Origin of the sequence: Blautia sp. HCP28S3_G10 (assembly GCF_052065235.1) — a bacterium.
Lineage (GTDB): Bacteria > Bacillota > Clostridia > Lachnospirales > Lachnospiraceae > Blautia_A.
On record NZ_JBQHUL010000001.1, the window covers coordinates 158,578 to 182,765 of the forward strand.

17 protein-coding genes are annotated in these 24,188 nt (G+C 40.7%); 5 read left to right on the plus strand and 12 right to left on the minus strand.

Annotated features, from left to right (window positions below; genetic code table 11):
• Positions 1-8: 8 nt before the first annotated feature.
• Together leuS and ACTNB8_RS00795 are read right to left on the minus strand one after the other, a co-directional pair.
• Positions 9-2,411 (minus strand): leucine--tRNA ligase, encoded by a 2,403-nt coding sequence (leuS, locus tag ACTNB8_RS00790; protein ID WP_441051425.1) that lies wholly within the window; start codon positions 2,409-2,411, stop codon positions 9-11.
• Between the two features lie 163 nt (positions 2,412-2,574).
• Entirely contained in the window at positions 2,575-4,665 is a 2,091-nt protein-coding gene (locus ACTNB8_RS00795; protein WP_441051427.1) for an elongation factor G, read from the minus strand.
• A 219-nt stretch (positions 4,666-4,884) separates the two neighbouring features.
• On the opposite strand from ACTNB8_RS00795, the gene ACTNB8_RS00800 reads away from it, so the two are divergent.
• From ACTNB8_RS00800 to ACTNB8_RS00810, 3 genes are all read left to right on the plus strand, one after another.
• Complete coding sequence (locus ACTNB8_RS00800; protein WP_441051429.1) at positions 4,885-5,976, plus strand: prephenate dehydrogenase/arogenate dehydrogenase family protein; 1,092 nt, start codon at positions 4,885-4,887, stop codon at positions 5,974-5,976.
• A 9-nt stretch (positions 5,977-5,985) separates the two neighbouring features.
• Positions 5,986-7,260 carry a 3-phosphoshikimate 1-carboxyvinyltransferase gene (gene aroA, locus ACTNB8_RS00805; protein WP_441051432.1) on the plus strand — a complete coding sequence of 425 codons (1,275 nt, stop codon included), beginning with the start codon at positions 5,986-5,988 and terminating at the stop codon, positions 7,258-7,260.
• Positions 7,261-7,326: 66 nt separating this feature from the next.
• Positions 7,327-8,316 carry a 2-hydroxyacid dehydrogenase gene (locus ACTNB8_RS00810; protein ID WP_441051435.1) on the plus strand — a complete coding sequence of 330 codons (990 nt, stop codon included), beginning with the start codon at positions 7,327-7,329 and terminating at the stop codon, positions 8,314-8,316.
• 5 nt (positions 8,317-8,321) lie between these two features.
• Here the strand turns inward: ACTNB8_RS00810 and ACTNB8_RS00815 are convergent, their stop codons facing one another.
• Positions 8,322-9,161, minus strand: coding sequence for a deoxyribonuclease IV (locus ACTNB8_RS00815; RefSeq protein WP_441051437.1), 840 nt, complete (start codon positions 9,159-9,161; stop codon positions 8,322-8,324).
• 128 nt (positions 9,162-9,289) lie between these two features.
• Here ACTNB8_RS00815 and ACTNB8_RS00820 point away from each other — a divergent pair, with 128 nt between their 5' ends.
• A complete protein-coding gene (locus ACTNB8_RS00820; RefSeq protein ID WP_441051440.1) occupies positions 9,290-10,456 on the plus strand; it encodes a CapA family protein in 1,167 nt (388 codons plus the stop codon).
• Here ACTNB8_RS00820 and ACTNB8_RS00825 read toward each other — a convergent pair.
• The gene (locus ACTNB8_RS00825) at positions 10,416-11,336 is read right to left on the minus strand and encodes a LysR family transcriptional regulator (protein ID WP_441051442.1); all 921 of its coding nucleotides are present in this window, start codon (positions 11,334-11,336) and stop codon (positions 10,416-10,418) included. The genes ACTNB8_RS00820 and ACTNB8_RS00825 overlap by 41 nt on opposite strands.
• A gap of 118 nt (positions 11,337-11,454) precedes the next feature.
• Here ACTNB8_RS00825 and ACTNB8_RS00830 point away from each other — a divergent pair, with 118 nt between their 5' ends.
• Positions 11,455-12,153 carry a YoaK family protein gene (locus ACTNB8_RS00830; protein ID WP_441051444.1) on the plus strand — a complete coding sequence of 233 codons (699 nt, stop codon included), beginning with the start codon at positions 11,455-11,457 and terminating at the stop codon, positions 12,151-12,153.
• A gap of 61 nt (positions 12,154-12,214) precedes the next feature.
• Here ACTNB8_RS00830 and ACTNB8_RS00835 read toward each other — a convergent pair whose 3' ends face one another.
• The 8 genes from ACTNB8_RS00835 to era form a co-directional block, all read right to left on the minus strand.
• Entirely contained in the window at positions 12,215-13,879 is a 1,665-nt protein-coding gene (locus ACTNB8_RS00835) for a hypothetical protein (RefSeq protein WP_441051446.1), read from the minus strand.
• Between the two features lie 293 nt (positions 13,880-14,172).
• Positions 14,173-15,408 carry a DNA polymerase Y family protein gene (locus ACTNB8_RS00840; protein ID WP_441051449.1) on the minus strand — a complete coding sequence of 412 codons (1,236 nt, stop codon included), beginning with the start codon at positions 15,406-15,408 and terminating at the stop codon, positions 14,173-14,175.
• Positions 15,409-15,451: 43 nt separating this feature from the next.
• Positions 15,452-16,135: a hypothetical protein gene (locus ACTNB8_RS00845; protein ID WP_441051452.1), complete on the minus strand. Its 684-nt coding sequence runs from the start codon at positions 16,133-16,135 to the stop codon at positions 15,452-15,454.
• A 143-nt stretch (positions 16,136-16,278) separates the two neighbouring features.
• Complete coding sequence (ppdK, locus tag ACTNB8_RS00850; protein ID WP_441051454.1) at positions 16,279-18,909, minus strand: pyruvate, phosphate dikinase; 2,631 nt, start codon at positions 18,907-18,909, stop codon at positions 16,279-16,281.
• Positions 18,910-19,059: 150 nt separating this feature from the next.
• Positions 19,060-20,310 (minus strand): 6-phosphofructokinase, encoded by a 1,251-nt coding sequence (locus tag ACTNB8_RS00855; RefSeq protein WP_441051456.1) that lies wholly within the window; start codon positions 20,308-20,310, stop codon positions 19,060-19,062.
• Between the two features lie 713 nt (positions 20,311-21,023).
• Positions 21,024-22,418: a glycine--tRNA ligase gene (locus tag ACTNB8_RS00860; protein ID WP_441051458.1), complete on the minus strand. Its 1,395-nt coding sequence runs from the start codon at positions 22,416-22,418 to the stop codon at positions 21,024-21,026.
• Between the two features lie 92 nt (positions 22,419-22,510).
• A complete protein-coding gene (gene recO, locus ACTNB8_RS00865; protein WP_441051460.1) occupies positions 22,511-23,272 on the minus strand; it encodes a DNA repair protein RecO in 762 nt (253 codons plus the stop codon).
• Positions 23,273-23,275: 3 nt separating this feature from the next.
• The gene (gene era / locus ACTNB8_RS00870; RefSeq protein WP_441051463.1) at positions 23,276-24,184 is read right to left on the minus strand and encodes a GTPase Era; all 909 of its coding nucleotides are present in this window, start codon (positions 24,182-24,184) and stop codon (positions 23,276-23,278) included.
• Positions 24,185-24,188 lie beyond the last annotated feature (4 nt).

The following is a 24,188-nucleotide window of genomic DNA, read 5'->3' on the forward strand; positions in this document are numbered from 1 at the left end:
AACAGGTATTATTTTGCAACAAAGTTGATAATTTTGTTTGGTACATAAATTTCTTTAACGAGATTTTTGCCTTCAAGGAAGGAAGCTACTCTCTCGTCCGCTTTTGCAAGTTCAAAAGCTTTTTCTTTTGCACAGTCAGTAGGAATGACAACAGTACCTCTTACTTTACCATTTACCTGCACACCGATTTCTATGGTCTTTGCAATTGTCTTGCTTTCATCATATACAGGCCATGGAGCAACTGCAAGGAGACCTTCGCCACCAAGGAATTCCCAGATTTCTTCACAGATATGTGGAGCAAACGGACTCAGCAATTTGATAAAGATTGTCAGGTCATCTTTGCTTAAATGACCTTCTGCAGTAATCTCATTGATCAGAGTCATCAGGCTTGCGATAGCTGTGTTGAATTTCAGGTTTTCGATATCTGAAGATACTTTTTTGATGGTACGGTGAAGTTTCATTTCGAGTTCATCAGAAACTGATTCATCAGAAATGATGTCTGTAAGACCTGCTACACGGTCAAGGAATTTTTTACATCCCTTTACAGAGTTTTCACTCCATGGAGTTGCGGCACCGTAATCACCCATGAACAGTACATAAGTACGAAGTGTATCTGCACCATATTCTTTTACGATATCCAGAGGATCAACAACATTTCCTTTGGATTTACTCATCTTGTCCCCGTCAGGTCCGAGGATAAGACCCTGAATAGAACGTTTTGCGTATGGCTCCGGTGTATTAACAACTCCCAGGTCATACAGGAAATGATGCCAGAATCTGGAATAGATCATATGTCTGGTAACATGTTCCATACCGCCGTTGTACCAGTCAACAGGCATCCAGTATTTCAGTTTGTCCATATCTGCCAGAGCATTCTGATTATGCGGATCTGTATATCTCAGGAAATACCAGGATGATCCTGCCCACTGTGGCATGGTATCTGTTTCACGTTTGGCTGCTGCGCCACATTTCGGGCATGTGCAGTTTACGAAAGAATCGATTTTGGCAAGTGGTGACTGGCCATCTTCACCTGGTTCAAAGTCCTTAACATCCGGAAGACGCAACGGAAGCTCTTCTTCCGGAACAGCAACTACGCCACATTTTGGACAGTGAATAAGCGGAATAGGTTCACCCCAGTATCTCTGGCGGTTGAAAGCCCAGTCTTTCATTTTGTACTGTACACCGGCTTTACCTACACCCTTTTTCTCAAGTTCCTCAAGCATACGCTCGATAGAATCTTTTTTCTTTGTATATCCGTTCAGGAAATCAGAATTGACCATTTCTCCGTCACCTGTATAAGCTTCTTTGGAAATATCTCCGCCTTTGATAACTTCGATAATGTCGATACCAAATTTTTTGGCAAAATCATAGTCACGCTGGTCATGAGCAGGAACTGCCATGATGGCACCTGTACCATATCCCATCATTACATAATCTGCAATGTAGATCGGGATTTTTTTGCCGTTGATCGGGTTGATACCCTCAAGACCCTGGATTCTAACACCGGTTTTATCTTTTACAAGCTGTGTTCTCTCGAATTCAGTTTTCTTTGCACATTCATTACGGTATGCAATAATCTCGTCCATGTTTGTGACTTTGTCCTGATATTTATCGATGATCGGATGTTCAGGAGCGATTACCATGAATGTTACACCAAAAAGGGTATCTGGTCTTGTTGTATAAATCTCAAGCTTTTCATCCACGCCTGCAATATCAAAGTTGACAAAAGCACCCTTGGATTTACCGATCCAGTGAATCTGCTGCTGTTTTACATTATCAGGATAGTCTACATCTTTAAGACCCTCAAGAAGTTTGTCAGCATACTTAGTGATGCGCAGATACCATACATCTTTTGATTTCTGTACAACTTCACTATGACAGATATCACATTTACCACCCTGGCTGTCTTCGTTTGAAAGAACTACTTTACAGTGTGGACAATAGTTTACCAGGGTTCTGTCTCTGAATACGAGACCTTTTTCAAACATTTTGAGGAAAATCCACTGTGTCCATTTGTAATAATCTTCATCAGTTGTATCAATTACACGAGTCCAGTCAAAGGAGAAACCTACTTTTTTTAACTGATTGGAGAATTTCTTGATATTCTCATCTGTAATAATACGTGGATGTGTTCCTGTTTTTACTGCATAGTTTTCTGTAGGAAGTCCGAATGCATCAAAACCGATCGGGAAAAGTACATTGTAACCTTCCATACGACGTTTTCTGGAAATAACCTCAAGGCTTGAGTATGCTTTGATGTGACCTACATGCATACCAGCGCCACTTGGATATGGAAACTCTACAAGGCCATAGAATTTAGGTTTATCACTGTTATCTTTGGCTTCGAAGACTTTACTTTCTTCCCATTTTGCCTGCCATTTGGGCTCAATTTTTTTAAAATTGTATTTCATGTCTGTGTTTCCTCCAACATTGTTGTGTATCTGAGAATTAATTTTAATTCAATAAAGTCTTTTTGTCAATGTAACGTTTTGCTTAATACCTGTTTTTTCAGCTAAAAACAGGGCATACGGGAAATTTTTCCGCATGCCCTGCTTTATCATAGGAGTTTATACATTATTTTTCTTCTTCGTCAAGCTTGCTTGCTCTTGCTTCGATCTCTTTTGCTTGAATATCGTTCGGAGCCTGCTCATAACGTGCGAATTCATAAGAGAAATCACCGCTTCCGCCTGTCATGGAACGAAGTGTTGTGGAATATCCGTAAATTTCCAGCTGAGGTACATCAGCTTCGATGATCGTATTTCCGGCATGATCAGGATTCATACCAAGTACACGGCCACGGCGTTTGTTCAGATCACCCATTACATCACCTGTATATTTATCCGGAACGGTAACTTTCATGGAAACAATTGGTTCAAGAAGTACCGGTGATGCATCCATAAATCCTTTTTTAAAGGCGAGAATTGTAGCCATCTTGAATGCCATTTCAGAAGAATCTACCGGATGATAGGAACCATCGTAAAGAGTAGCCTTTACACCAACTACAGGATAAGCAGCCAGAGGCCCTTTAAGAACACATTCCTGGAGACCTTTTTCAACTGCCGGGAAGTAGTTCTTCGGAACAGCGCCGCCTACAACAACCTGTTCAAACTCATATGGTGTATCCAGATTTCCGGATGGCTCAAAACGCATCTTAACATGACCGTACTGTCCATGACCGCCGGACTGTTTTTTGTGTTTGCCTTCTACATCGGAATTCTTGCGGATCGTTTCACGGAAAGGCACTTTTGGTTTGGAAAGTTCAATGTCTACTTTATAACGTTCTTTCAGTTTGCTGACAACGATATCAAGATGCTGATCGCCCATTCCATAGAGCAGAGTCTGTCTATTGGCGGAATCGTTTACTACGCGGAGTGTTTTATCCTCGCTGCACATCTTTGCAAGTGCCTGTGCGATCTTGTCTTCATCACCTTTTTTGACAGCTTTATATCTCTTGTATGTGTATGGAGTTGAAATAGTTGCCTTAGGATAAAGAACAGGTGTTGCTTTGGTGGCAAGACTGTCACCGGTCTGTACGCTTGCAAGTTTTGCAATAGCACCGATATCGCCTGCATGAAGTTCGGAAACTTCAATCGGTTTGGATCCTTCCAGAACATAAAGTTTGTTCAGGCGCTCTTCCTCGCCTTTTTCTACATTGAGGAGTGTATCATCGGATTTGATAACACCTGAAGCAACTTTGATAAGGGAATATTTACCGAGGAAAGGATCCACAATTGTTTTCCATACATATGCTGATTTTGCTTTTGCAAAGTCGTAATTAGCTTCAAAGATTTCGTTGGTCTTCTGTGCGATACCGTTGCAGGAACGTTTGTCCGGGCTTGGGAAATATCCGCAAATATCATCAAGAAGGTTGGAAACACCTCTCAGATTGATCGGAGATCCCATGCATACAGGTACAATGCTTGCTTCCTGTACATTGGTTGCAAGTGCTGCGGAAACCTCAGTTACGGAGAATTCATCACCGTCAAAATAACGATCCATAAATTCCTCGCTTGTTTCAGCTACAGATTCCATAAGAATATCATGATATTTTTCAAGGTATTCATTCAAATATTCAGGAATATCACAGGGTTCTTTGCCTGCCTTGTCAATATACTTACGTCCGGCCTGTTTCACAACATTTACATAGCCCACAAATTTGCCGTCTTCACGGATAGGGAAATGAAGCGGGGCAATTTTTTTGCCATACAGTTCTGTCAGATCTTCTACAACTTTTCGATAGCTGACATCATCCACATCCATATCTGTTACGAAGAACATACGAGGTAATTTATATTTTTCGCAGAGATTCCATGCCTTTTGTGTTCCAACCTGAACACCAGCTTTACCGGAAACAACAATAATTGCCGCATCTGCTGCACTGACTGCTTCTTCTACTTCTCCTACGAAATCAAAATATCCGGGAGTATCGAGAATATTAACCTTTACTTTATCCCATGGTACCGGGATCAAAGTAGTTGAAACAGAAAAATGTCTCTTGATCTCTTCTTTATCAAAATCGCTGACGGTATTTCCATCTTCTACTCTGCCAAGGCGGTTTGTCATTCCTGCAAGGTAAGCCATTGCCTCTGCTAATGTAGTCTTACCGGCACCCCCATGCCCTAAAAGAACCACATTGCGAATTCGGTCAGTTCTATAAATGTCCATATGTAATACCTCCCTGTTTGTCTAATATGTCTATATATTACTAAAAAAGTTTCTACTTTTCAAGTATTTTATATAATTTTAACAACTTTTTTTGCAAAGTTTATGTGAAAAATAAACTATTTTATGTTTTCTTCGGCTTTATTTGACTTTTTTCTTTCTGTATTCTAAAATAAAACATATTATTTATTTTTATGCAGTAGGGAAAGGACACGTATTATTATGACAACCATAGGTTTTATCGGACTTGGTCTTATTGGCGGATCTATCGCAAAAACTATACGTAAATTTCATCCCGACTATCATATTCTTGCATATGCCAGACACAGAGAGACACTGGCTGCCGCACTTACAGAGAATGTGATTGACGGGGTTCTTGAGCAGGAAGATGAACGATACCAGTCCTGCGATTATATTTTTTTATGCGCTCCTGTAGAATACAATATTGAATATCTAAAAAAACTGAAAAATGTTATTTCTGACAACTGTATCATTACAGATGCTGGGAGTGTGAAATCTCCTATACATAAGGCTGTAGAAGAACTTGGTATGGATCACTGTTTTATTGGCGGGCATCCGATGGCTGGTTCAGAGCAGTCCGGATATGAACATTCTTCTGACCATCTTCTGGAAAATGCTTATTATATTCTTACTCCGGGAGGACAGGTTCCGCTTGAAAAAATTACGGAATTTTCTGAACTGATTGATTCGCTTGGTTCGATTCCCATGGTTCTTACAGCAGAAGAACATGATTTTATAACTGCAGGAGTCAGCCATCTGCCGCATATTATAGCGTCTGCTCTTGTAAATCTTGTCAATGCACTGGATAATGATGCAGAATATATGAAAACGATTGCCGCAGGAGGTTTCCGTGATATTACAAGGATAGCATCTTCATCTCCTGTTATGTGGGAACAGATCTGCCTGGAAAATCATGAGAATATTTCAAATGTACTTGACGAATATATCCGTATGCTGATTCAGATACGCTGTTCAATTGATAATATGGAAGCGAAAAATCTTTATGAAATGTTTGCAAGTTCCCGTGATTACAGAGATTCCATTGATGCCACTTCAAGCGGACTGATCAACAAGACCTATGTGCTTTATATCGATATTGTTGATGAAGCAGGTGGTATTGCAACAATTGCAACAATTCTTGCAATGGAAGGCATCAGCATTAAGAATATCGGAATCATTCATAACAGAGAATTTGAACAGGGCGTTCTTAAAATTGAATTTTATGAAGAAAATGCAATGAACAAAGGATCTGCTCTTCTTAAGAAACGTAATTATATTGTATATGAACGGTAGGAGTTAAATATGGAAATCAGAAAACAGTCTTCATTAAGAGGAACGCTTACAGTTCCCGGAGATAAATCAATCTCACACAGAGCAGTTATGTTTGGCGCTCTGGCAAACGGTACAACAAAGATTTCTCATTTTCTGGAAGGAGCTGACTGCCTTTCAACAATCTCCTGCTTTCGCAAAATGGGAATAGATATTGAAAGAAATAAAGATGAAATTCTTGTTCACGGAAAAGGTCTTCATGGCCTCTGTACTCCGTCCGGAATTCTTGATGTGGGAAACAGCGGAACTACGACGAGACTGATTTCTGGAATTCTTGCAGGACAGAAATTTTCATCAGAACTGGATGGTGATGATTCTATCCGTACCCGTCCGATGAAGCGAATCATGACTCCTCTTAACAGGATGGGTGCTGATATTGCAAGTATCAGAGATAACGGTTGTGCACCTCTTCGGATCAATGGCAAAAATCTTCACGGTATTCACTACGATTCACCGGTAGCATCTGCTCAGGTAAAATCCTGTGTTCTTCTTGCGGGTCTTTATGCAGATGGAATTACCAGTGTGACAGAACCGTTTCTGTCCAGAAATCATACGGAAATCATGTTGAATTATTTTGGCGCGGAAGTTCATTCGGAAGGTACGACTGCTTCCGTAAAACCAGAACCTGTTCTTGACGGTCGTGAAGTAAAAGTTCCGGGAGACATTTCTTCAGCTGCATATTTTATTGCCGCCGGTCTTCTGACACCGGACAGCGAGATCCTGCTCAGGAATGTGGGAATCAATCCGACAAGAGCCGGTCTTCTGAAAATATGTATGGACATGGGGGCTGATATTACACTCCTTAACCAGAGTACAGAGGGAGAACCTACAGCTGATCTTCTGATCCGTACAAGCAGTCTTAAAGGAACAATTGTTGAGGGAGAGATTATTCCAGCCCTTATTGATGAAATACCAATGATTGCTGTTATGGCTGCTTTTGCTGAGGGCACTACAGTGATCCGTGATGCACAGGAACTTAAAGTCAAAGAATCTGACAGAATTGCTGTTATGGTCGAAAATCTGAGGCGTATGGGCGCAGATATAGAAGGAACAGATGACGGTATGATCATTCATGGTGGAAAGCCGCTTCATGGAGCTGTTATTGATTCTCATCTGGATCATCGTGTAGCAATGTCATTTGCTGTTGCAGGAACTGTCTGTGATGGCACTGTTGATATCAACGGTGGTGATTGTGTAAAAATTTCATATCCTGATTTTTATAATGATCTTTACAGTTTGAGCAAATAAAATGTATATGAATCTCCCTGCCGGGTATTCTGAATATTATAGAATGCCATGCAGGGAGGTTTTTTTATGAATATAATATTTTACGGAACCAGAGATTATGATCAGAGATTCTTTGAAAATATGAAGAAGGATTATCCGGATATCAACATAACTTTTATTGAGTCTAATCTGTATCGTGAAACAGCATCCCTGGCTTCCGGCTATGATGGAATCTGCGCTTTTGTAAATGCGGATCTTGGAGCAGATGTGATCGAAGAACTCAGACATCAGGGGGTTCGCCTGATTCTTATGAGATGTGCGGGATATAATAATGTTGATCTGGAAAAAGCAAAGGAATGTGATATAAAAGTTTTGCGTGTGCCGGGATATTCGCCGGAAGCTGTTGCAGAACATGCCATGGCCCTTGTTTTGACTGCAAACAGACATATTCATAAAGCCTATGTTAAATGCCGTGAAAATAATTTTTCACTAAATGGTCTTATGGGAGTAAATCTGCACGGAAAAACTGCTGGAATCATCGGAACAGGTAAAATTGGCACGGCCATGGCGCAGATATGCCGTGGATTTGGTATGAAGATACTTGCCTATGATCTGTATCCGGACAGATCCCGGACAGATCTGATATATGTTACTCTGGAAAAACTCCTGGCGTACAGTGATCTGATAAGCCTGCACTGCCCTCTTACAAATGAAACATATCATATGATAAACAGAGAATCTATTTCTCATATGAAAGACGGAGTTATTCTGGTAAACACTTCTCGCGGAGGTCTTATCTGTACAGAGGATCTGATCAACGGAATTCGTGATCATAAATTCTTCGCAGTAGGCCTTGATGTATATGAGGAAGAAGCTGATTTTGTGTACGAGGATATGTCAGAGCATATTCTTAAAAGTTCGACAGTTCAGAGACTCCTTTCATTTCCAAATGTAGCCCTGACTTCGCATCAGGGATTTTTTACAGAAGAAGCACTTACTAATATAGCGGAAACAACTCTGCAGAATGCAGAAGCGTTTCGTACAGGAATGGATCTGAAAAATCAGGTAAAAATCTGAAATATTCAGTTCTGTTTTTCAAAAGCATCTCTCAAAAGATGGATTTCTTCAGTCCAACCTTTATCATCATTTGGTGTTTCCAGAATAAAGGGAATTCCCTTAAGGGCGGGATGACGGATAATACGAATCAGTGCGTCAAGTCCGATTTCGCCCTCTCCTATTCTGGCATGGCGGTCCTTGTGGCTTCCAAGACCGTTCATGCTGTCATTAAGATGAACTGCTTTCAGTCTGGAAAGACCTATTATATTGTCAAATTCTTTCAGCACTCCATCGAGATCATTTACAATGTCGTATCCACCGTCCCAGACATGGCAGGTATCCAGACATATTCCCATTTTGTCTTTGAGTTCAACAAGTTCCAGGATGTCTCTCAGCTCCTGAAAATTTCTTCCAACTTCCGAACCTTTGCCGGACATTGTTTCCAGAAGTACAGTTGTAGTCTGGTCTTCTGTGAGGACATTATTAAGGATTTCAGCAATTTTCTGAATGCCCGTTTCTGCGCCCTGTCCCACATGGCTTCCGGGATGAAAGTTATAATAATTGCCAGGAGTGTATTCCATTCTTCTGAGATCATCTATAAATGTCTCACGCGCAAAATCCCGGAGATTTTCTTTTGCTGCACAGGCATTCAGAGTATATGGTGCATGTGCGACAACTTTTCCAAATTTATATTCTTTTGTGATAAGCAGAAATTCCTGTATATCTTTTTCATTAATAGCTTTTGCCTTGCCGCCGCGGGGATTTCGTGTGAAAAATGCAAAGGTATTTCCACCGTTGGAAATCATCTGCCGTGCCATTGCTGCGTAACCTTTGGATGAGGATGTGTGATTGCCGATATATAACATATTTTTTGCCTTTCTTTTTCTGTTTATCATAACATAAAATCAATAAAATCAAAAGTATTCCTTGTTGACGGAGAACAGTTCGGATTTTATACTTAAGATATCTATATACGAAAGAGAAGGAACTTTTTATGACGAAAAAAAATCTGTACCACAAATCCCGTTATTACCGAAAAAGGCAGCAGCAGATAAAACAGAGAATTGCGATAGCCGTTGCAGTGTTTGCTATTTTGTGCCTGGTTCTGATCATCAGAGGCTGCATTTCATCAAAAACGGCAGCTGTATCTGCAAAGGCTGAAAAAGAAAATACTGTGCAGTCAAAAGAAGCTGTTGTAACAAAGACTCCTGTATCTCTCACGATCAGTGTTATTGGTGACTGTACACTGGGCACAGATGAGGAATTTGATTATGATACAAGCCTGAATGCTTATTATGACAATAACGGAGCAGAGTATTTCTTTGCAAATGTCAGAAATATTTTTGCGGCAGATGATCTTACAGTGGCCAATTTCGAGGGAACGCTTACAGATTCGGAAGAACGTGAAGATAAACAGTTTGCTTTTAAGGCTCCTGCATCTTATGCGAATATTCTTACAGCAGGTTCTGTAGAAGCTGTGAATACCGCAAATAATCATAGTCATGATTATGGAGAACAGAGTTTCAAAGATACGATTACAGCTCTTGATGCAGCTAATATTATCCATTTTGGATATGATGAAACAGCAGTAACTGAAGTAAAGGGTGTCAAAGTTGGTCTGATTGGCATTTATGAACTGAATGATCATCTGGGACGTGAGGAACAGCTGAAAAAAAATATTCAGAAAGTAAAAAAAGACGGAGCGGAACTGGTGATCGTCATCTTCCACTGGGGAAACGAAAAAGAAGAAGTCCCTGATGAAAACCAGAAAACTCTGGGACATATGGCAATTGATCTCGGAGCAGATCTTGTCTGTGGTCATCACCCACATGTTCTTCAGGGAATTGAGGAATATAAAGGCAAAAACATTGTCTACAGTCTCGGAAATTTCTGCTTTGGAGGAAATGCCTATCCGAGTGATATGGACACTATGATTTTTCAGCAGACATTTACTATAGATCAGAATGGAGTAAAAAATGATAATGTAACAAACATTATTCCGTGTTCTATTTCATCAGATTCTGATTATAACAATTATCAGCCTACTCCTGTCCAGGGTGAAGAAGCCACCAGAATTCTTAATAAAATCCAGGAACGAAGTTCCTGGATCAATACAGAAGTTACAAATTCTGAAGAAACTGACGACTCTGAGGAAGAATAGTAATTTCCGGAATACAGCTTACAGTATCAAGAAGTATGTTCAGGAAATCTGTAACATGAAGATTTGCCTTACGCTGGTCTTCCATGATTGCATAACAGGTTCTGTATTCAGGACCATTTTCAAGTTCTATCATGCGGCAGCTGTTCTGTTCTGAAAGCCTGCGTCCGATAGTTGCAGGCATGATCGCCCATGCATTATCCAGTTCAAGAAGCTGCCTGAGAAGAGCCATATTATCCAGAGAGACTTTTACCTTTGGGTCACTACCAAACCAGTAATCATGCCACATAAGAAAAGTATTGCTCCATGGGATATATATTTCGTCTTCGCAGTTCAGCTGTGAAGGAAGCAGGCCGTCTCTGTATTCAGAATTACGGTTACACAGAAAAACAAGTTTTTCTTCAAACAGTGGAATGGTCTGTACTTTTTTAAAAAAGTGCGGGTTAGTAATAAGTCCAAGATCAATTTCTCTGTTTTCTACAGCTCTGTAGGAGATATTTGAACGCATTGTGTCTACATGGATACTGCATCCATCATGCTTTTTCAGAAAATCTCCGATTACCTGTGGTATGAAATAAAAATTCAGACTGTCCACATTTCCAATACGGAGAAGTGACGCTGGATTATTTAATTTAAGTTTTCCTGTTTCCAGCCACAGTTCTTCCCATTTTTGTGCGATGGGTATAAATTTCTGCCCGGCTTCTGTCAGTTCAAGGACTCGTGATCCTTTGCGGCGTATGATAAGTTCTGTTCCAAGTTCCTCTTCCAGAGCTGAAAGACGGTGGCTCAGGGCAGGCTGCGAGACAAAGAGAAGTTCTGCTGCTTTGGACAGAGAAGAACTGGAAGCAATAGTCAAAAATGTGTGGATGTCATTGTAATTCATGAATTTCCTCCATAATATAAAATCTGTTTATATTATATAGATATATTATTAATTTTACAATTATTTTTTTGCGTTCTATAATAGGGGCAAATAAAATTGTTAATAAGGAATGATGATTATGTCAGATCAACGTATTCTGGAACGCAGGCTTCATCTGAATATGACACTGCTGGGTGGATTCATGGGTGGTTACGCAGTCCTGAGTCACGATGATTTTTTTGGATCCGCACAGACGACTAACATGATAGCGTTGACAATTGGTGCAGTAAGCGGACCCGGAAGTGAATGGATCGCAAGGTTTGTCGGACTGCTGATATATATAGCAGGACTTGCTTTTACAGTTTTTATCAGCCATAAGCTGAAGCCGGAACAACAAAAAAAATTCAGTATTGTACTGGACGCAATGGTTTTGTCTTTTATTGGATTCCTGCCGAAGAATCTTGATATTATTGTTGCAACGTATCCTATCTTTTTTGCTACTGCTTTTCAGTGGTGCTCGTTTAAAGGTGCAGATGGATTTGCAAGTTCCAGTATTTTTTCAACAAACAATCTACGTCAGTGTGTTACAGGATTTACAGAGTATTTTTACAGTCACGATGCAGAGGCGCTTCGGAGAGGTATCTATTTTGGAAAGGTTCTTATTTCTTTTTATTTTGGTGTAGTCCTTGCATTTTTTTCATGTAACAGTTTAGGCCTGAAGGGTTCATGGCCGGGAATATTGTTTACGGTAACTGCTCTTATGTTGTGCTATTCATATGAAAATGCATACAAGCAGGAAAAAAATCTGTTCCGGCAATTGCAAATAAATAAAACATGACAAAAAACTCCCCTGGAAATTTATTTCCAGGGGAGTTTCTGGTTATGGAATATTATTAGGATTATGCGGCTACATCTGTTTCAGATGTTCCCTCGGTTTCAGCTGCTGAAGAGTCATCTGTGGCAGCGTTTTCCTGTGGCTCGGAGGCACTTGTTATTGCAGATTCAAAAATGTCTTTGATCTGGGAAACAAGTTCTTCAGGAACACCAGCTGCTGTTGCATTTGCTGCAAGTGTATCCAGATTGACAGATTTCAGATATTCAGCCATTTCAGCATCATCTTCTGCATTATATGCAGGACTTACGGAAGAAAGATCAGGAGTATCTGTACCATCGCCATATCCACCGGTAATGCTTAAGGTTGCAATAGGAGCTCCGGAAGTTATAAGAGTCAGGTCAAGTGCGGAAGTTTCTGTAGCTGCATCACATTTAAGTGTGATTTCAGCTGAAAAACCTGCAAGTGGATTGGAAGCTGAAGCTTCTTCAGAGTCAGTAGAGTCTTCTGTCGCACTCTCAGGAACTGTCACTGTAAATTTGCCATTATAGTAGCCGGCTTTTTCCGGTTTGGTTTCGAGGTCGTCCACATGGATATCAACGGTTTCTGTTCCATCGACTGCAAATACATAATCACCTGTAAGAAGGCCTTCGCTGGAAACGCCGCTGCCTGTAAATGTGATTGATGAATCATCTGCCTGGAATTCAAGGAGTAATGCAGAATTATCAGCATCTGACGGGGCTTTCCATGTGAAGATTGGCTGTTCATTAACTCCGTCTCCCATTCCGAACTCCCGTCCGATAATCTTATCTTCTCCATTGACCCATACTCTGGAGTAAATCACACTGCCATCATCTGTGTTTTCTGTATCGTCAGAATCACCAGAGAGTTCAGCAATAAGATCATCAACTGTTGTCTGGAATTCTGTGTATTGATCTTTACTTCCAACTCCTGCTTCTGTCCATGAATCAAAAAGAGATTTAATTTCTTCATCATCTCTGGCTGTCGTAAGAATCTGTTCTGCCATATCTGTTGCATTATTTGCTGTAATCTGTCCTTCATATGCAGTACAGTCTTCGCTGATGCCTTCTACAGAAACCGTTTCTTCAGTTGAACTTCCCTCTGTAAGATTGTCTATAACAAGATTTCCATAACGGCTGATCAGTGTGCTTAATGTATCAGAATCAGGAAGAACACTACTCATATCTGAAAGCATGTTAAAATATGTGCTAAATGTTTCGGCAGATATATCAGAGTCATCAGAAACTGTCATTGGAGCTTTGATGTATCCTTCAGAAATTTCCGGAATCTGGATATATTCAGCCAGGCTTGCAAGATCCATATAAATATTCAGATTACAGAGCTGACTGTCGTTAAGAAGAAGTGCAGATGCCATTGACTCAATACCGTCTTTGATAGTAACATCACTGTTAAGACTTACATTCTGTAACCAGGAAAAATCGGAACCGCCTGCAAGAGCTCCTAGAAGTGCTCTTCCGGTATCTTCTACAGTAAGTGTTATGTCAGCGGTGCTTCCGGTCTGTGCTTTCTGGTAATCTTTAAGGTAATCCCCCCAGGAAGCAGCAATATCAGAAGAAATTTTATCAAGAGCTGCCTTTTCGGTATCCTGATAACTTCCTGCAGCAAATACAGTGCTTCCACCGGCAAGAATAAGAGAAGAGCTGGTTGCAACAGCAAGCATTTTTTTGAGTAATTTTCTGCTATGATTCATATGATTTCTCCTTCCACTTTATCTAAGATTAAGTTATATCTGTATATTATCATAAATTTGTCGAATAATCAATGAAATAGAGTGCGTGAACAGTTACTGTTCACTTGAATGAATGGACAAGAACAGGTATCCTGATTTGTATAATCAGACAAAAAACAGGTTTTATATATATTTGCAAAATCCCTGATCTTTATATCAGAATCAGCCTGTACACTGAAACAAAAACTTACTGACAGCATGAAACCAAGAAACAGTATGAATTTTTGGAAATAATGACGGCATTGTGGCATGTTTTACTCTCCTTCTTCCATCTGCGCTCTGGCTTTCCGTCCAATCCGGCCGGATACATTCATGGTACTGGCTCTGGTGACTTTGTCATTTCCGTATTTTCTGCGGATATTGTCGAGTGTTTCATCCAGTTTTTTCTGACGTTCTCTTCTGGATACATCTTCAAATAATGAAAACTGTATATACTCATCTTCTGTCAGCCCTGTCAGAGCAACTCCAATCAACCGAAGAGGCTGTCCCTTCCAGGATTCCTGAAACAGAATTTTTACTTTCTGATAGATCTCATCTGTGACATCTGTTGGGTTATTCAGTCTGCACTGATGAGATTTATTAATAAAATCAAGAGTGCGGAAAGAAACAGCTACGCAATTGCACTTTTTTCCTTCACGACGCATTCTGGCTGCAACAATGTCGCACTGGCTGAGGAGAATCGGAAAAATCTGTTCATATGAAATGATATCTTCATCAAAAGTGGTTTCCACGCTGATTCCTTTAGATTCGTCTTTTTCTGCTTTTACAGGTGAAGCATCAATACCATTGGCATATTGATAAAGTAGATGCCCTGTTTTTGTCCCAAGCAGCAGCTGGATTTCATTTTCATCCGCATGGGCAAGTTCACCAATGGTGCGGATTCCGTTCTGAAGCAGCTTTTTTTCAGAAGCTTTACCAAGAAAGAGAAGGTCACGGACTGGAAGCGGCCACATTTTTGACTCTATTTCTGATGGGTATAAAGTATGTACTTTGTCGGGCTTTTCGAAGTCGGATGCCATTTTTGCAAGAAGTTTATTAGTAGAAATTCCTATATTAACTGTAAACCCCAGTTCTCTGTGAATCTGATCTTTTATATGAACTGCAAGTCCGTATGGATCAGGGTAGATGAGATCCGTGCCGCTCATATCAAGAAATACTTCATCAATAGAAAATGATTCCATTACGGGTGCATAGGACGCACAGATGGATTTGAAGGCTCTGGAACATCTGTCGTACAGCCGGAAATCACCTGGTACACATATCAGGTGCGGACATTTCTGTAATGCCATGGAAACAGGTTCACCCGTCTGGATACCGTATTTTTTGGCAGGAATAGATTTTGCTATCACAATTCCTGTTCGTTTCTGTGGATTCCCACCGATACAGGAAGGCACATCCCGAAGGTCAGGAAGGCCCTCTTTTACTCTTCTGGATGCTTCCCATGAAAGGAAAGCGCTGTTTACATCTACATGAAAGATCAAACGTTTCATAAAAATCCTCAAATCTATACTATTTGAAAAATATCCCAATATACTATTTTATTCTCATAAAATGCATGACTCCTTTATCTTTTTTATTATAGAAGGAGGTCTTTTTGAAGGAACCACGTCCATCATAGTATTTGTCATCAGCCTTTGTTGAACCATGATAAGAATTACTTCCGCCAATTCCAATACATAAATTTTTGTAAGATTTTGGATATGTAATTGTTACTGTGGCATATGAGTCAACAAAAGAATCATCATACATATAATCTGAAGAATAAAAATGTTTTTTTCTGAATGTTTTATAAGAACACTTGGCTTTTACTCCGTAAGAGTTGCGGGCATAAAGGCTTTTACCTGTTTTATAGTCTGCAATTACTACATTGTAATCGCCGATCATGCCATCTCCGTCATCATATTCCAGAAATGTATCTCTTTCTTCCTGCGTCATATTCTGAATGGTTTTTATACATTCAAACCTGACTTTTAAAGTAAGTTTATATTTTTTTCCAACTGATTTTTTCTTATATCTTACTATTTTGGCAGATTCATTTCGTAAACCTAAGGCAACATATCTGTTCTTATATGTGATTTCTTTGCGAGGTTTTAAATCCCAGCTTACATTCATTTTTTTCATGTATGGTGTAGCTGCTTTTACATCTGTTGCAGTCATATTACAGAACATGATAATTGCTGCGAATAATAGTATTCCCTGTCTGAGAATCTTTTTCATAATTATTATAACCCCTTCTCTGTTGGATATCGTAAATGTGTTTTGAAAAAAGCCCCCACAGATAAAACTGTGAGGGCTGGTATTACTCCGTTTGGACACATTTCAGGAATTCACCTGAATATATTTTGATCTGCAAGCTGTTCTTATGCGTTCTTTTCTGCGATAGCTGCCTGTGCTGCTGCAAGACGAGCGATCGGTACACGGAACGGTGAGCAGGATACATAGTTAAGACCAATCTTGTGGCAGAATTCTACAGAAGACGGATCTCCACCATGTTCTCCACAGATACCTACATGCAGATTCGGGTTAACCGGTCTGCCAAGTTCGATAGCCATCTTCATAAGTTTTCCAACACCAACCTGATCCAGTTTTGCAAATGGATCGTTCTCAAAGATCTTAGCATCATAGTAAGCATTCAGGAATTTACCTGCGTCGTCACGGGAGAAGCCGTAGGTCATCTGAGTAAGGTCGTTTGTACCGAAGCAGAAGAAGTCAGCTTCTTTAGCGATTTCGTCAGCTGTAAGAGCTGCTCTCGGGATCTCGATCATAGTACCAACTTCGTACTGAAGGTCGGAACCGGCTGCTTTGATCTCAGCATCAGCAGTTTCAACTACGAATTTCTTAACATATTTAAGCTCTTTGATATCGCCAACAAGCGGGATCATGATTTCCGGTTTGATTGTCCAATCCGGATGAGCGTTTTTAACTTTGATTGCTGCACGGATAACAGCTGTTGTCTGCATCTTTGCGATTTCAGGATATGTGACTGCAAGACGGCATCCACGATGACCCATCATCGGGTTGAATTCATGGAGGGAATCAATAATAGTTTTGATTTCTTCAACAGTTTTGCCCTGAGCATCTGCAAGTTTCTTGATGTCAGCTTCTTCTGTAGGAACGAATTCATGAAGCGGCGGATCCAGGAAACGAATTGTAACCGGGTTACCTTCCAGTGCTTCGAACAGTCCTTCGAAGTCTTCCTGCTGATATGGAAGAATTTTTGCAAGTGCTGTTTCTCTTTCTTCAACTGTTGTGGAGCAGATCATTTCACGGAATGCATCGATACGTCCTTCACCGAAGAACATATGCTCTGTACGGCAAAGACCGATACCTTCTGCACCAAGCTCAACTGCTTTCTTAGCGTCAGCCGGTGTATCTGCATTTGTACGAACTTTCATAGTTCTGTATTTGTCAGCCCAAGCCATGATACGGCCGAACTCACCAGCGATTGTAGCGTCTACAGTCGGGATAATTCCGTCGTAGATGTTACCTGTTGTACCATCGATGGAGATGAAGTCTCCTTCATGGAATTCTTTTCCAGCCAGTGTGAATTTCTTGTTTTCTTCATCCATTGCGATATCACCGCAACCGGATACACAGCACTCACCCATACCACGGGCAACAACTGCTGCATGAGAAGTCATACCACCACGAACTGTCAGGATACCCTGAGCAGATTTCATACCTGTGATATCTTCCGGAGATGTCTCAAGACGAACCAGAACGACTTTTTCTCCTCTTTCAGCCCATTCAACAGCATCATCAGCTGTGAATACGATTTTACCGCAAGCAGCTCCAGGAGAAGCTCCGAGACCTTTGCCCATCGGTGTAGCAGCTTTAAGAGCAGCTGCATCAAACTGAGGATGAAGCAGAGTATCAAGGTTACGTGGGTCGATCATTGCAACAGCTTCTTCTTCTGTTCTCATTCCCTCGTCAACAAGGTCACAAGCGATCTTCAGAGCAGCCTGAGCAGTTCTCTTACCATTACGTGTCTGCAGCATGTAAAGTTTACCATGTTCTACAGTGAACTCCATATCCTGCATATCTCTGTAGTGATCTTCCAGAGTTTTGCAAACCTGTTTGAACTGTACAAATGCTTCTGGGAATTTCTGTTCCATTTCGGTGATGTGCATAGGTGTACGAACACCGGCAACAACGTCTTCACCCTGAGCATTTGTCAGGAATTCACCGAACAGACCGTTAGCTCCTGTAGCAGGGTCACGTGTGAAGGCAACACCTGTACCACAGTCATCACCCATGTTACCAAATGCCATCATCTGTACGTTAACAGCTGTACCCCAGGAATACGGGATATCATTGTCACGACGATAAACGTTTGCACGCGGGTTGTCCCATGAACGGAATACGGCTTTGATAGCTCCCATTAACTGTTCCTTAGGATCAGTTGGGAATTCTGCGCCGATTTTTTCTTTATATTCAGCTTTAAACTGTTCTGCAAGTTCTTTAAGGTCTTCAGCTGTAAGTTCAACGTCCTGTTTAACGCCTCTCTTAGTTTTCATTTCGTCGATCAGTTCTTCGAAATATTTTTTACCAACTTCCATAACTACGTCAGAATACATCTGGATGAATCTTCTGTAGCAGTCCCAAGCCCAGCGTGGGTTGTTGGATTTTTCAGCAAGAGTATTAACTACTTCTTCATTTAAACCAAGGTTCAGGATAGTATCCATCATACCAGGCATGGAAGCTCTGGCACCAGAACGAACGGAAACAAGCAGAGGATTTTCTTTGTCACCGAATTTTTTGCCGGTAACTCCTTCCATTTTTGTGATTGCTTCCATGATCTGACCCATGATCTCATCATTGATCTGTCTTCCATCTTCGTAGTACTGAGTGCAGGCTTCAGTTGTGATTGTAAAGCCCTGCGGTACAGGAAGACCAAGGTTTGTCATTTCAGCAAGGTTGGCACCTTTACCACCCAGAAGGTTTCTCATATTAGCGTTACCTTCTGTAAACATGTAAACCCATTTTGCCATTTTACATTTTCCTCCTATTATTTGTTCTTTTCACATAAAAACTATGTTTTATACGCACATAGTTATTGTATAGACTTTAGTACAAATAGTCAAGGTTAAACTGTCAAAAAATGGGGAAACTTTTCGTCGTTTCCCCATTTGTAATGTCTGTTATTTTTTCTTTTTGAGATTAAGAACAAGATGTCGTGGAAGTCCGTTAACCATGATTGGCTGGTAATCGCCCTGGATCAGAGGACTGATATAATCTACAAAGTCTTTGGTAACATAGGTTGCATCTTTGTTCATCCAGTTTCTCGGAACCAGTTTTTCTTCATTTGCAATTCTGTGTACATCATAGATTCCGGTTTTGGCCATGTATGGATCATCAGAAACACGGTCGATAACTACCATTTTGCCTGTATCACCTTCATCAGCTGCCTTTACTGCTGCTCCACCTACCATGAACGCTTCATCGATATCAACTCTGGAAGCCATGTGTGAAGCACTTCTCTGCAGGGTTGAAAGTTCAACAGCTCTTGTTTTGCAGCCACATTCTGCCGCAAGGAAGTTTGCAAGGTAGGTTGCTGTGCCTGCAAGCTGTTTATGACCAAATGCATCAACGTAATCTCCGGAACTTCCAAGTTCACATACATAGCGTCCGTCAGCAAGCCGGATTCCTTCTGAAACAGCAATAACAACAGAAGATTTTTTCTTAAGCAGGTCTTTTACTTTTACGAGGAATTTATCGATATCAAACGGCACTTCCGGAAGATAGATAAGATCCGGTCCGTCGCAGTCTTCCGTTCGTGCAAGTGCTGTTGCACCTGTAAGCCATCCGGCATTTCGTCCCATGATCTCCATAATGGTGATCATGCTCTTTTTGTATGTGAGGCCCTGTGCATCACGGATTACCTCTTTTGTAGAGGCACCGATATATTTTGCAGCGCTTCCGAAACCAGGAGTATGGTCAGTAAGAGCCAGGTCATTGTCGATTGTTTTGGGAACACCAAGAAATTTCTGTGTCTGTCCTGTAAGGATTGCATAATCGGAAAGTTTCTTGATGGTGTCCATGGAATCATTGCCACCGATATAGATAAAGGCTTCAATGCTGAGTTTATTAAGAATTTCGAAGATTTTTTCGTAAATTGCTTTATCCTGGTGAATTTCCGGAAGTTTAAAACGACAGGAACCCAGAAATGCAGATGGTGTACGTTTCAGCAATTCGATGTCCAGTTCGGAATGGATCTGCGTGGAAAGATCAATGTATTGTTCGTCGAGAAGTCCCTGGATGCCGTGAAACATTCCGTATACTTTGTTAAATCCTCTTTCGATGGCGTTTTTGTAAACTCCTGCCAGACTGGAATTGATTACTGAAGTGGGTCCACCTGACTGTCCTACGATGATATTGCGTTTATTTGCCATAATGTCATCTCCCTTTCTATATCGGATATATTGTTTCAATTTTACCAATAGAATATGAAATAGTCAAGGTTTTTTGTGCAGAATGTTGAATGTGTGATCACGAAAGCAGGTATGTGTGTTACGATTCTGCTAAGGTGAGAGATTTCTAATATACTATAACAGTTAAAAATATACTAAAAGCGCCACAAAAAATGACATAACTCGCTTACGCTCAGACAATGTCATTTTTCATGGCAACATATATTTTTACCTGTCAAGTATATTAACGAAATATCTCAAGGCCGCAGAACTGTAACACATACCTGCTTTCTGTTTATCGGTTTTCCTCACTCTTCTGCCCAAACAGATTCTTGACGGGAGATTTCGTTTGCGCTTCGCGCATCACGGCTTCGCCGCGGTCCTACGCCCGCCGGTAGCATATCTTTGCTGAGACGTCACATCTAAGTATAAATATAGGTATAAATATAGGGATAACGTAAAACACCCGCAGATAATATATAATGTGGCAAACGCTCTGCAAGAACCTTGCCAGTTCTCAGGCTGAGATAAACTGCGTTATATAGATAAATCAAACTGTCTGAGCGTCAGCGAGTTTTTGATTTATCTATATGCTTTTTAGCAGTGCAGTCTCAGTCATAGAACTGACAGGTTCTGAAGCCTGTTTGCATGCATTATATATTACTCTGTGGGTGAATATATATCATCCGTTTTATTTAGAATGTAAACTTATCAGCGAAATATGCGTCAAGTTCATCTATCTTGATACGTACCTGTTCCATAGTATCACGGTCACGTACTGTGACAGCTCCGTCATTTTCTGACTCAAAGTCATAAGTAATGCAGAACGGAGTACCGATCTCATCCTGTCTTCTGTAACGTTTACCGATATTTCCACGGTCATCATATTCGCAGTTATATTTCTTACTCAGCTGCTGATAAATCTTTTCAGCACCCTCGTTCAGTTTCTTGGAAAGTGGAAGGACACCGATCTTAACAGGGGCAAGTACCGGATGGAAACGAAGTACGGTACGTACATCGTTTTTCTCTGCATCGAGAACTTCTTCATCATAAGCACTGCACAGGAATGCAAGAACCATACGGTCAGCTCCAAGAGAAGGCTCAATAACATACGGGATGTATTTCTGTTTCTTTTCATCATCAAAATATGTCAGATCCTGCCCGGACACATTCTGATGCTGTGTAAGGTCATAATCGGTTCTATCGGCGATTCCCCACAGTTCTCCCCATCCAAACGGGAACAGGAATTCCACATCTGTAGTGGCTTTACTGTAGAAACTCAGTTCTTCCTTGTCATGGTCACGATAACGTACTTCATCATCTTTCAGACCAAGAGAGCTGAGCCAGTCAAGACAGAACTTTTTCCAGTAAGCAAACCATTCAAGGTCTGTATCTGGTTCACAGAAGAATTCAAGTTCCATCTGCTCGAATTCACGTGTACGGAAAGTAAAGTTACCAGGAGTAATTTCATTACGGAAAGATTTTCCAATCTGACCAATTCCAAAAGGAATTTTCTTTCTGGAAGTTCTCTGAACATTTTTGAAGTTTACAAAAATACCCTGAGCTGTTTCAGGTCTTAAGTAAACAGTGTTTTTGGCATCTTCTGTAACACCTTGGAAAGTTTTGAACATCAGGTTGAACTGACGGATGTCTGTGAAGTTATGTTTTCCACAGGAAGGACACGGAACTTCATGTTCTTTGATGAAATTCATCATCTGTTCCTGAGACCAGGCATCTACGCTTCCCTCGATTGCAATATCATGATCAGCACAGAAATCTTCGATAAGTTTGTCGGCACGGAAACGTTCATGACATTCCTTGCAGTCCATAAGAGGATCGGAAAATCCTCCCAGATGTCCGGAAGCAACCCATGTTTGAGGATTCATTAGGATCGCACAGTCAACACCTACATTGTATGGGGACTCCTGAATGAATTTCTGCCACCAGGCACGTTTTACATTGTTTTTGAGTTCTACACCAAGGTTACCGTAATCCCATGTGTTTGCAAGGCCACCGTAAATTTCGGATCCCGGATAAACGAATCCTCTGGCTTTTGCCAGAGCAACAATTTTTTCCATTGTTTTTTCCATAGTATCTCTCCTCTAGTTTATTTAGTGACATTTTACCTGAAAAGGACAGGCTTTTTTACATTATACCGCACTCACATTTTTTTTCAATGTTTTTATTTCATAACCTCCAGAATTTGCAGACTTTTGAATCTGCGGTCTGTGTTACGGGCTGTGTATAGATGAATGATCTGCTCCAGCTCAAGGAGTACATCAGGACTGACATTAAATGTATAAAGCTTTCCCATCGGAGAAGTGACTATGTAGCGCATTGTGTAAAGCACTGAAGATGAAATTCTTCTGGCATCTTTTTGTACGGCAGCACAATGTGGACAAAGAACACCATGATATTCCTGAGAGAAAAACCAGTTCTCTGCTGTTTCAGAAAATGAATTTTCTTTTTCACAGCAGGTACACTGATATAACTGAGGACACAACCCCTGCTCGGCCATAGTTCTGAGTTCATAGATACAGCGGATCAAACGGTCATTCACTGCCGGATTAAGAAGCGCTTTTACAGTAACATAAAGAAGATTCATCATTTCACGTTCATCTGTACCTTCTCTTCCGAAATAATCAGCAAGTTCAAGAAAATAATAACCATAATAAACACCTGGCTGCATAGTCGCGAGTTCAACAAAATGATGAGAAACAGACACCTGATTCAAATTGTAGCTGGTACGTCCCTCATAAAGCGTAAAGGAGCCAAACACGAAAGGATCTGCCGCAGCCATAAAGGGACTGTTCATACGACGTGCGCCTTTTGCGAAAGCGGAGATTTTTCCCCGCTCTCTTGTAAGAAGCACAAGCCGTTTATCATATTCACCCACGGGCATTGCAGAGATTACCACACCCTGCACTGTAATCAGATCACTCATTCATCAGATTTCCTTTTTGTCGTAACCAAAGTTTTTGATCATAAAATCACTGTCTCGCCAGTCTTTGCGGACTTTGACCCACAGTTTCAGATTAACTTTCGCATCCAGCATTTTTTCAAGTTCATATCGTGCATTACTTCCGATTTTTTTCAGCATGGCACCCTGTTTACCGATAATGATACCTTTATGTGAATTACGTTCACAGATGATCGTGGCATCAATGTCGATGAGATTTTTTTTGCCGGGACGTGCTTTCATGGTATCAATTGCCACGGCTATTCCGTGAGGGATTTCCGCATCCAGTGCATGGAGAGCTTTTTCACGGATGATTTCTGCTGCAATCTGTCTCTGAGGCTGATCTGTAACAGTATCTTCATCATAAAACATCGGTCCATATGGAAGATATTTAAGGATACTTGGAATAATATCTTCTGTATTTTGCGCACGTAGGGCAGAAACGGGGATGATTTCATCAAAGTTATATAGTTTACGATAAGTGTCGATAGCTTTGAGAATTTCGTCCCTGTCAACAGTATCCACTTTGTTAATGATAAGGATAACCGGAAGTTTAAGACCGGAAAGCTGTTCTGCAATATGACGTTCTCCGGCACCAATAAAGGTAGTCGGTTCAACAAGCCAAAGGATAACATCCACATCTTTCAGGGTACGTTCTGCCACCTGTACCATATATTCACCAAGTTTGTTTTTGGCTTTGTGGATGCCAGGAGTATCCAGAAAAACAATCTGTCCGTCTTCACAGGTATATACTGTCTGTATACGGTTTCTTGTTGTCTGAGGTTTTTTGGAAGTGATGGCAATTTTTTGTCCGATCAGGTGATTCATCAGAGTGGATTTTCCTACATTTGGTCTGCCAATGATGGCAACAAATCCTGATTTATAATTATCTTTCATTTTT

Excerpts from the sequence above, each read along its gene's own strand:
- leuS (WP_441051425.1), bottom strand. The coding sequence starts at position 2,411 with ATGAAATACAATTTTAAAAAAATTGAGCCCAAATGGCAGGCAAAATGG.
- aroA (WP_441051432.1), top strand. The coding sequence starts at position 5,986 with ATGGAAATCAGAAAACAGTCTTCATTAAGAGGAACGCTTACAGTTCCC.
- ACTNB8_RS00830 (WP_441051444.1), top strand. The coding sequence starts at position 11,455 with ATGTCAGATCAACGTATTCTGGAACGCAGGCTTCATCTGAATATGACA.
- ACTNB8_RS00825 (WP_441051442.1), bottom strand. The coding sequence starts at position 11,336 with ATGAATTACAATGACATCCACACATTTTTGACTATTGCTTCCAGTTCT.
- ACTNB8_RS00815 (WP_441051437.1), bottom strand. The coding sequence starts at position 9,161 with ATGTTATATATCGGCAATCACACATCCTCATCCAAAGGTTACGCAGCA.
- ACTNB8_RS00795 (WP_441051427.1), bottom strand. The coding sequence starts at position 4,665 with ATGGACATTTATAGAACTGACCGAATTCGCAATGTGGTTCTTTTAGGG.
- ACTNB8_RS00820 (WP_441051440.1), top strand. The coding sequence starts at position 9,290 with ATGACGAAAAAAAATCTGTACCACAAATCCCGTTATTACCGAAAAAGG.
- ACTNB8_RS00840 (WP_441051449.1), bottom strand. The coding sequence starts at position 15,408 with ATGAAACGTTTGATCTTTCATGTAGATGTAAACAGCGCTTTCCTTTCA.
- ACTNB8_RS00855 (WP_441051456.1), bottom strand. The coding sequence starts at position 20,310 with ATGGCAAATAAACGCAATATCATCGTAGGACAGTCAGGTGGACCCACT.
- ACTNB8_RS00800 (WP_441051429.1), top strand. The coding sequence starts at position 4,885 with ATGACAACCATAGGTTTTATCGGACTTGGTCTTATTGGCGGATCTATC.
- ppdK (WP_441051454.1), bottom strand. The coding sequence starts at position 18,909 with ATGGCAAAATGGGTTTACATGTTTACAGAAGGTAACGCTAATATGAGA.
- recO (WP_441051460.1), bottom strand. The coding sequence starts at position 23,272 with ATGAGTGATCTGATTACAGTGCAGGGTGTGGTAATCTCTGCAATGCCC.
- era (WP_441051463.1), bottom strand. The coding sequence starts at position 24,184 with ATGAAAGATAATTATAAATCAGGATTTGTTGCCATCATTGGCAGACCA.
- ACTNB8_RS00860 (WP_441051458.1), bottom strand. The coding sequence starts at position 22,418 with ATGGAAAAAACAATGGAAAAAATTGTTGCTCTGGCAAAAGCCAGAGGA.
- ACTNB8_RS00810 (WP_441051435.1), top strand. The coding sequence starts at position 7,327 with ATGAATATAATATTTTACGGAACCAGAGATTATGATCAGAGATTCTTT.
- ACTNB8_RS00835 (WP_441051446.1), bottom strand. The coding sequence starts at position 13,879 with ATGAATCATAGCAGAAAATTACTCAAAAAAATGCTTGCTGTTGCAACC.
- ACTNB8_RS00845 (WP_441051452.1), bottom strand. The coding sequence starts at position 16,135 with ATGAAAAAGATTCTCAGACAGGGAATACTATTATTCGCAGCAATTATC.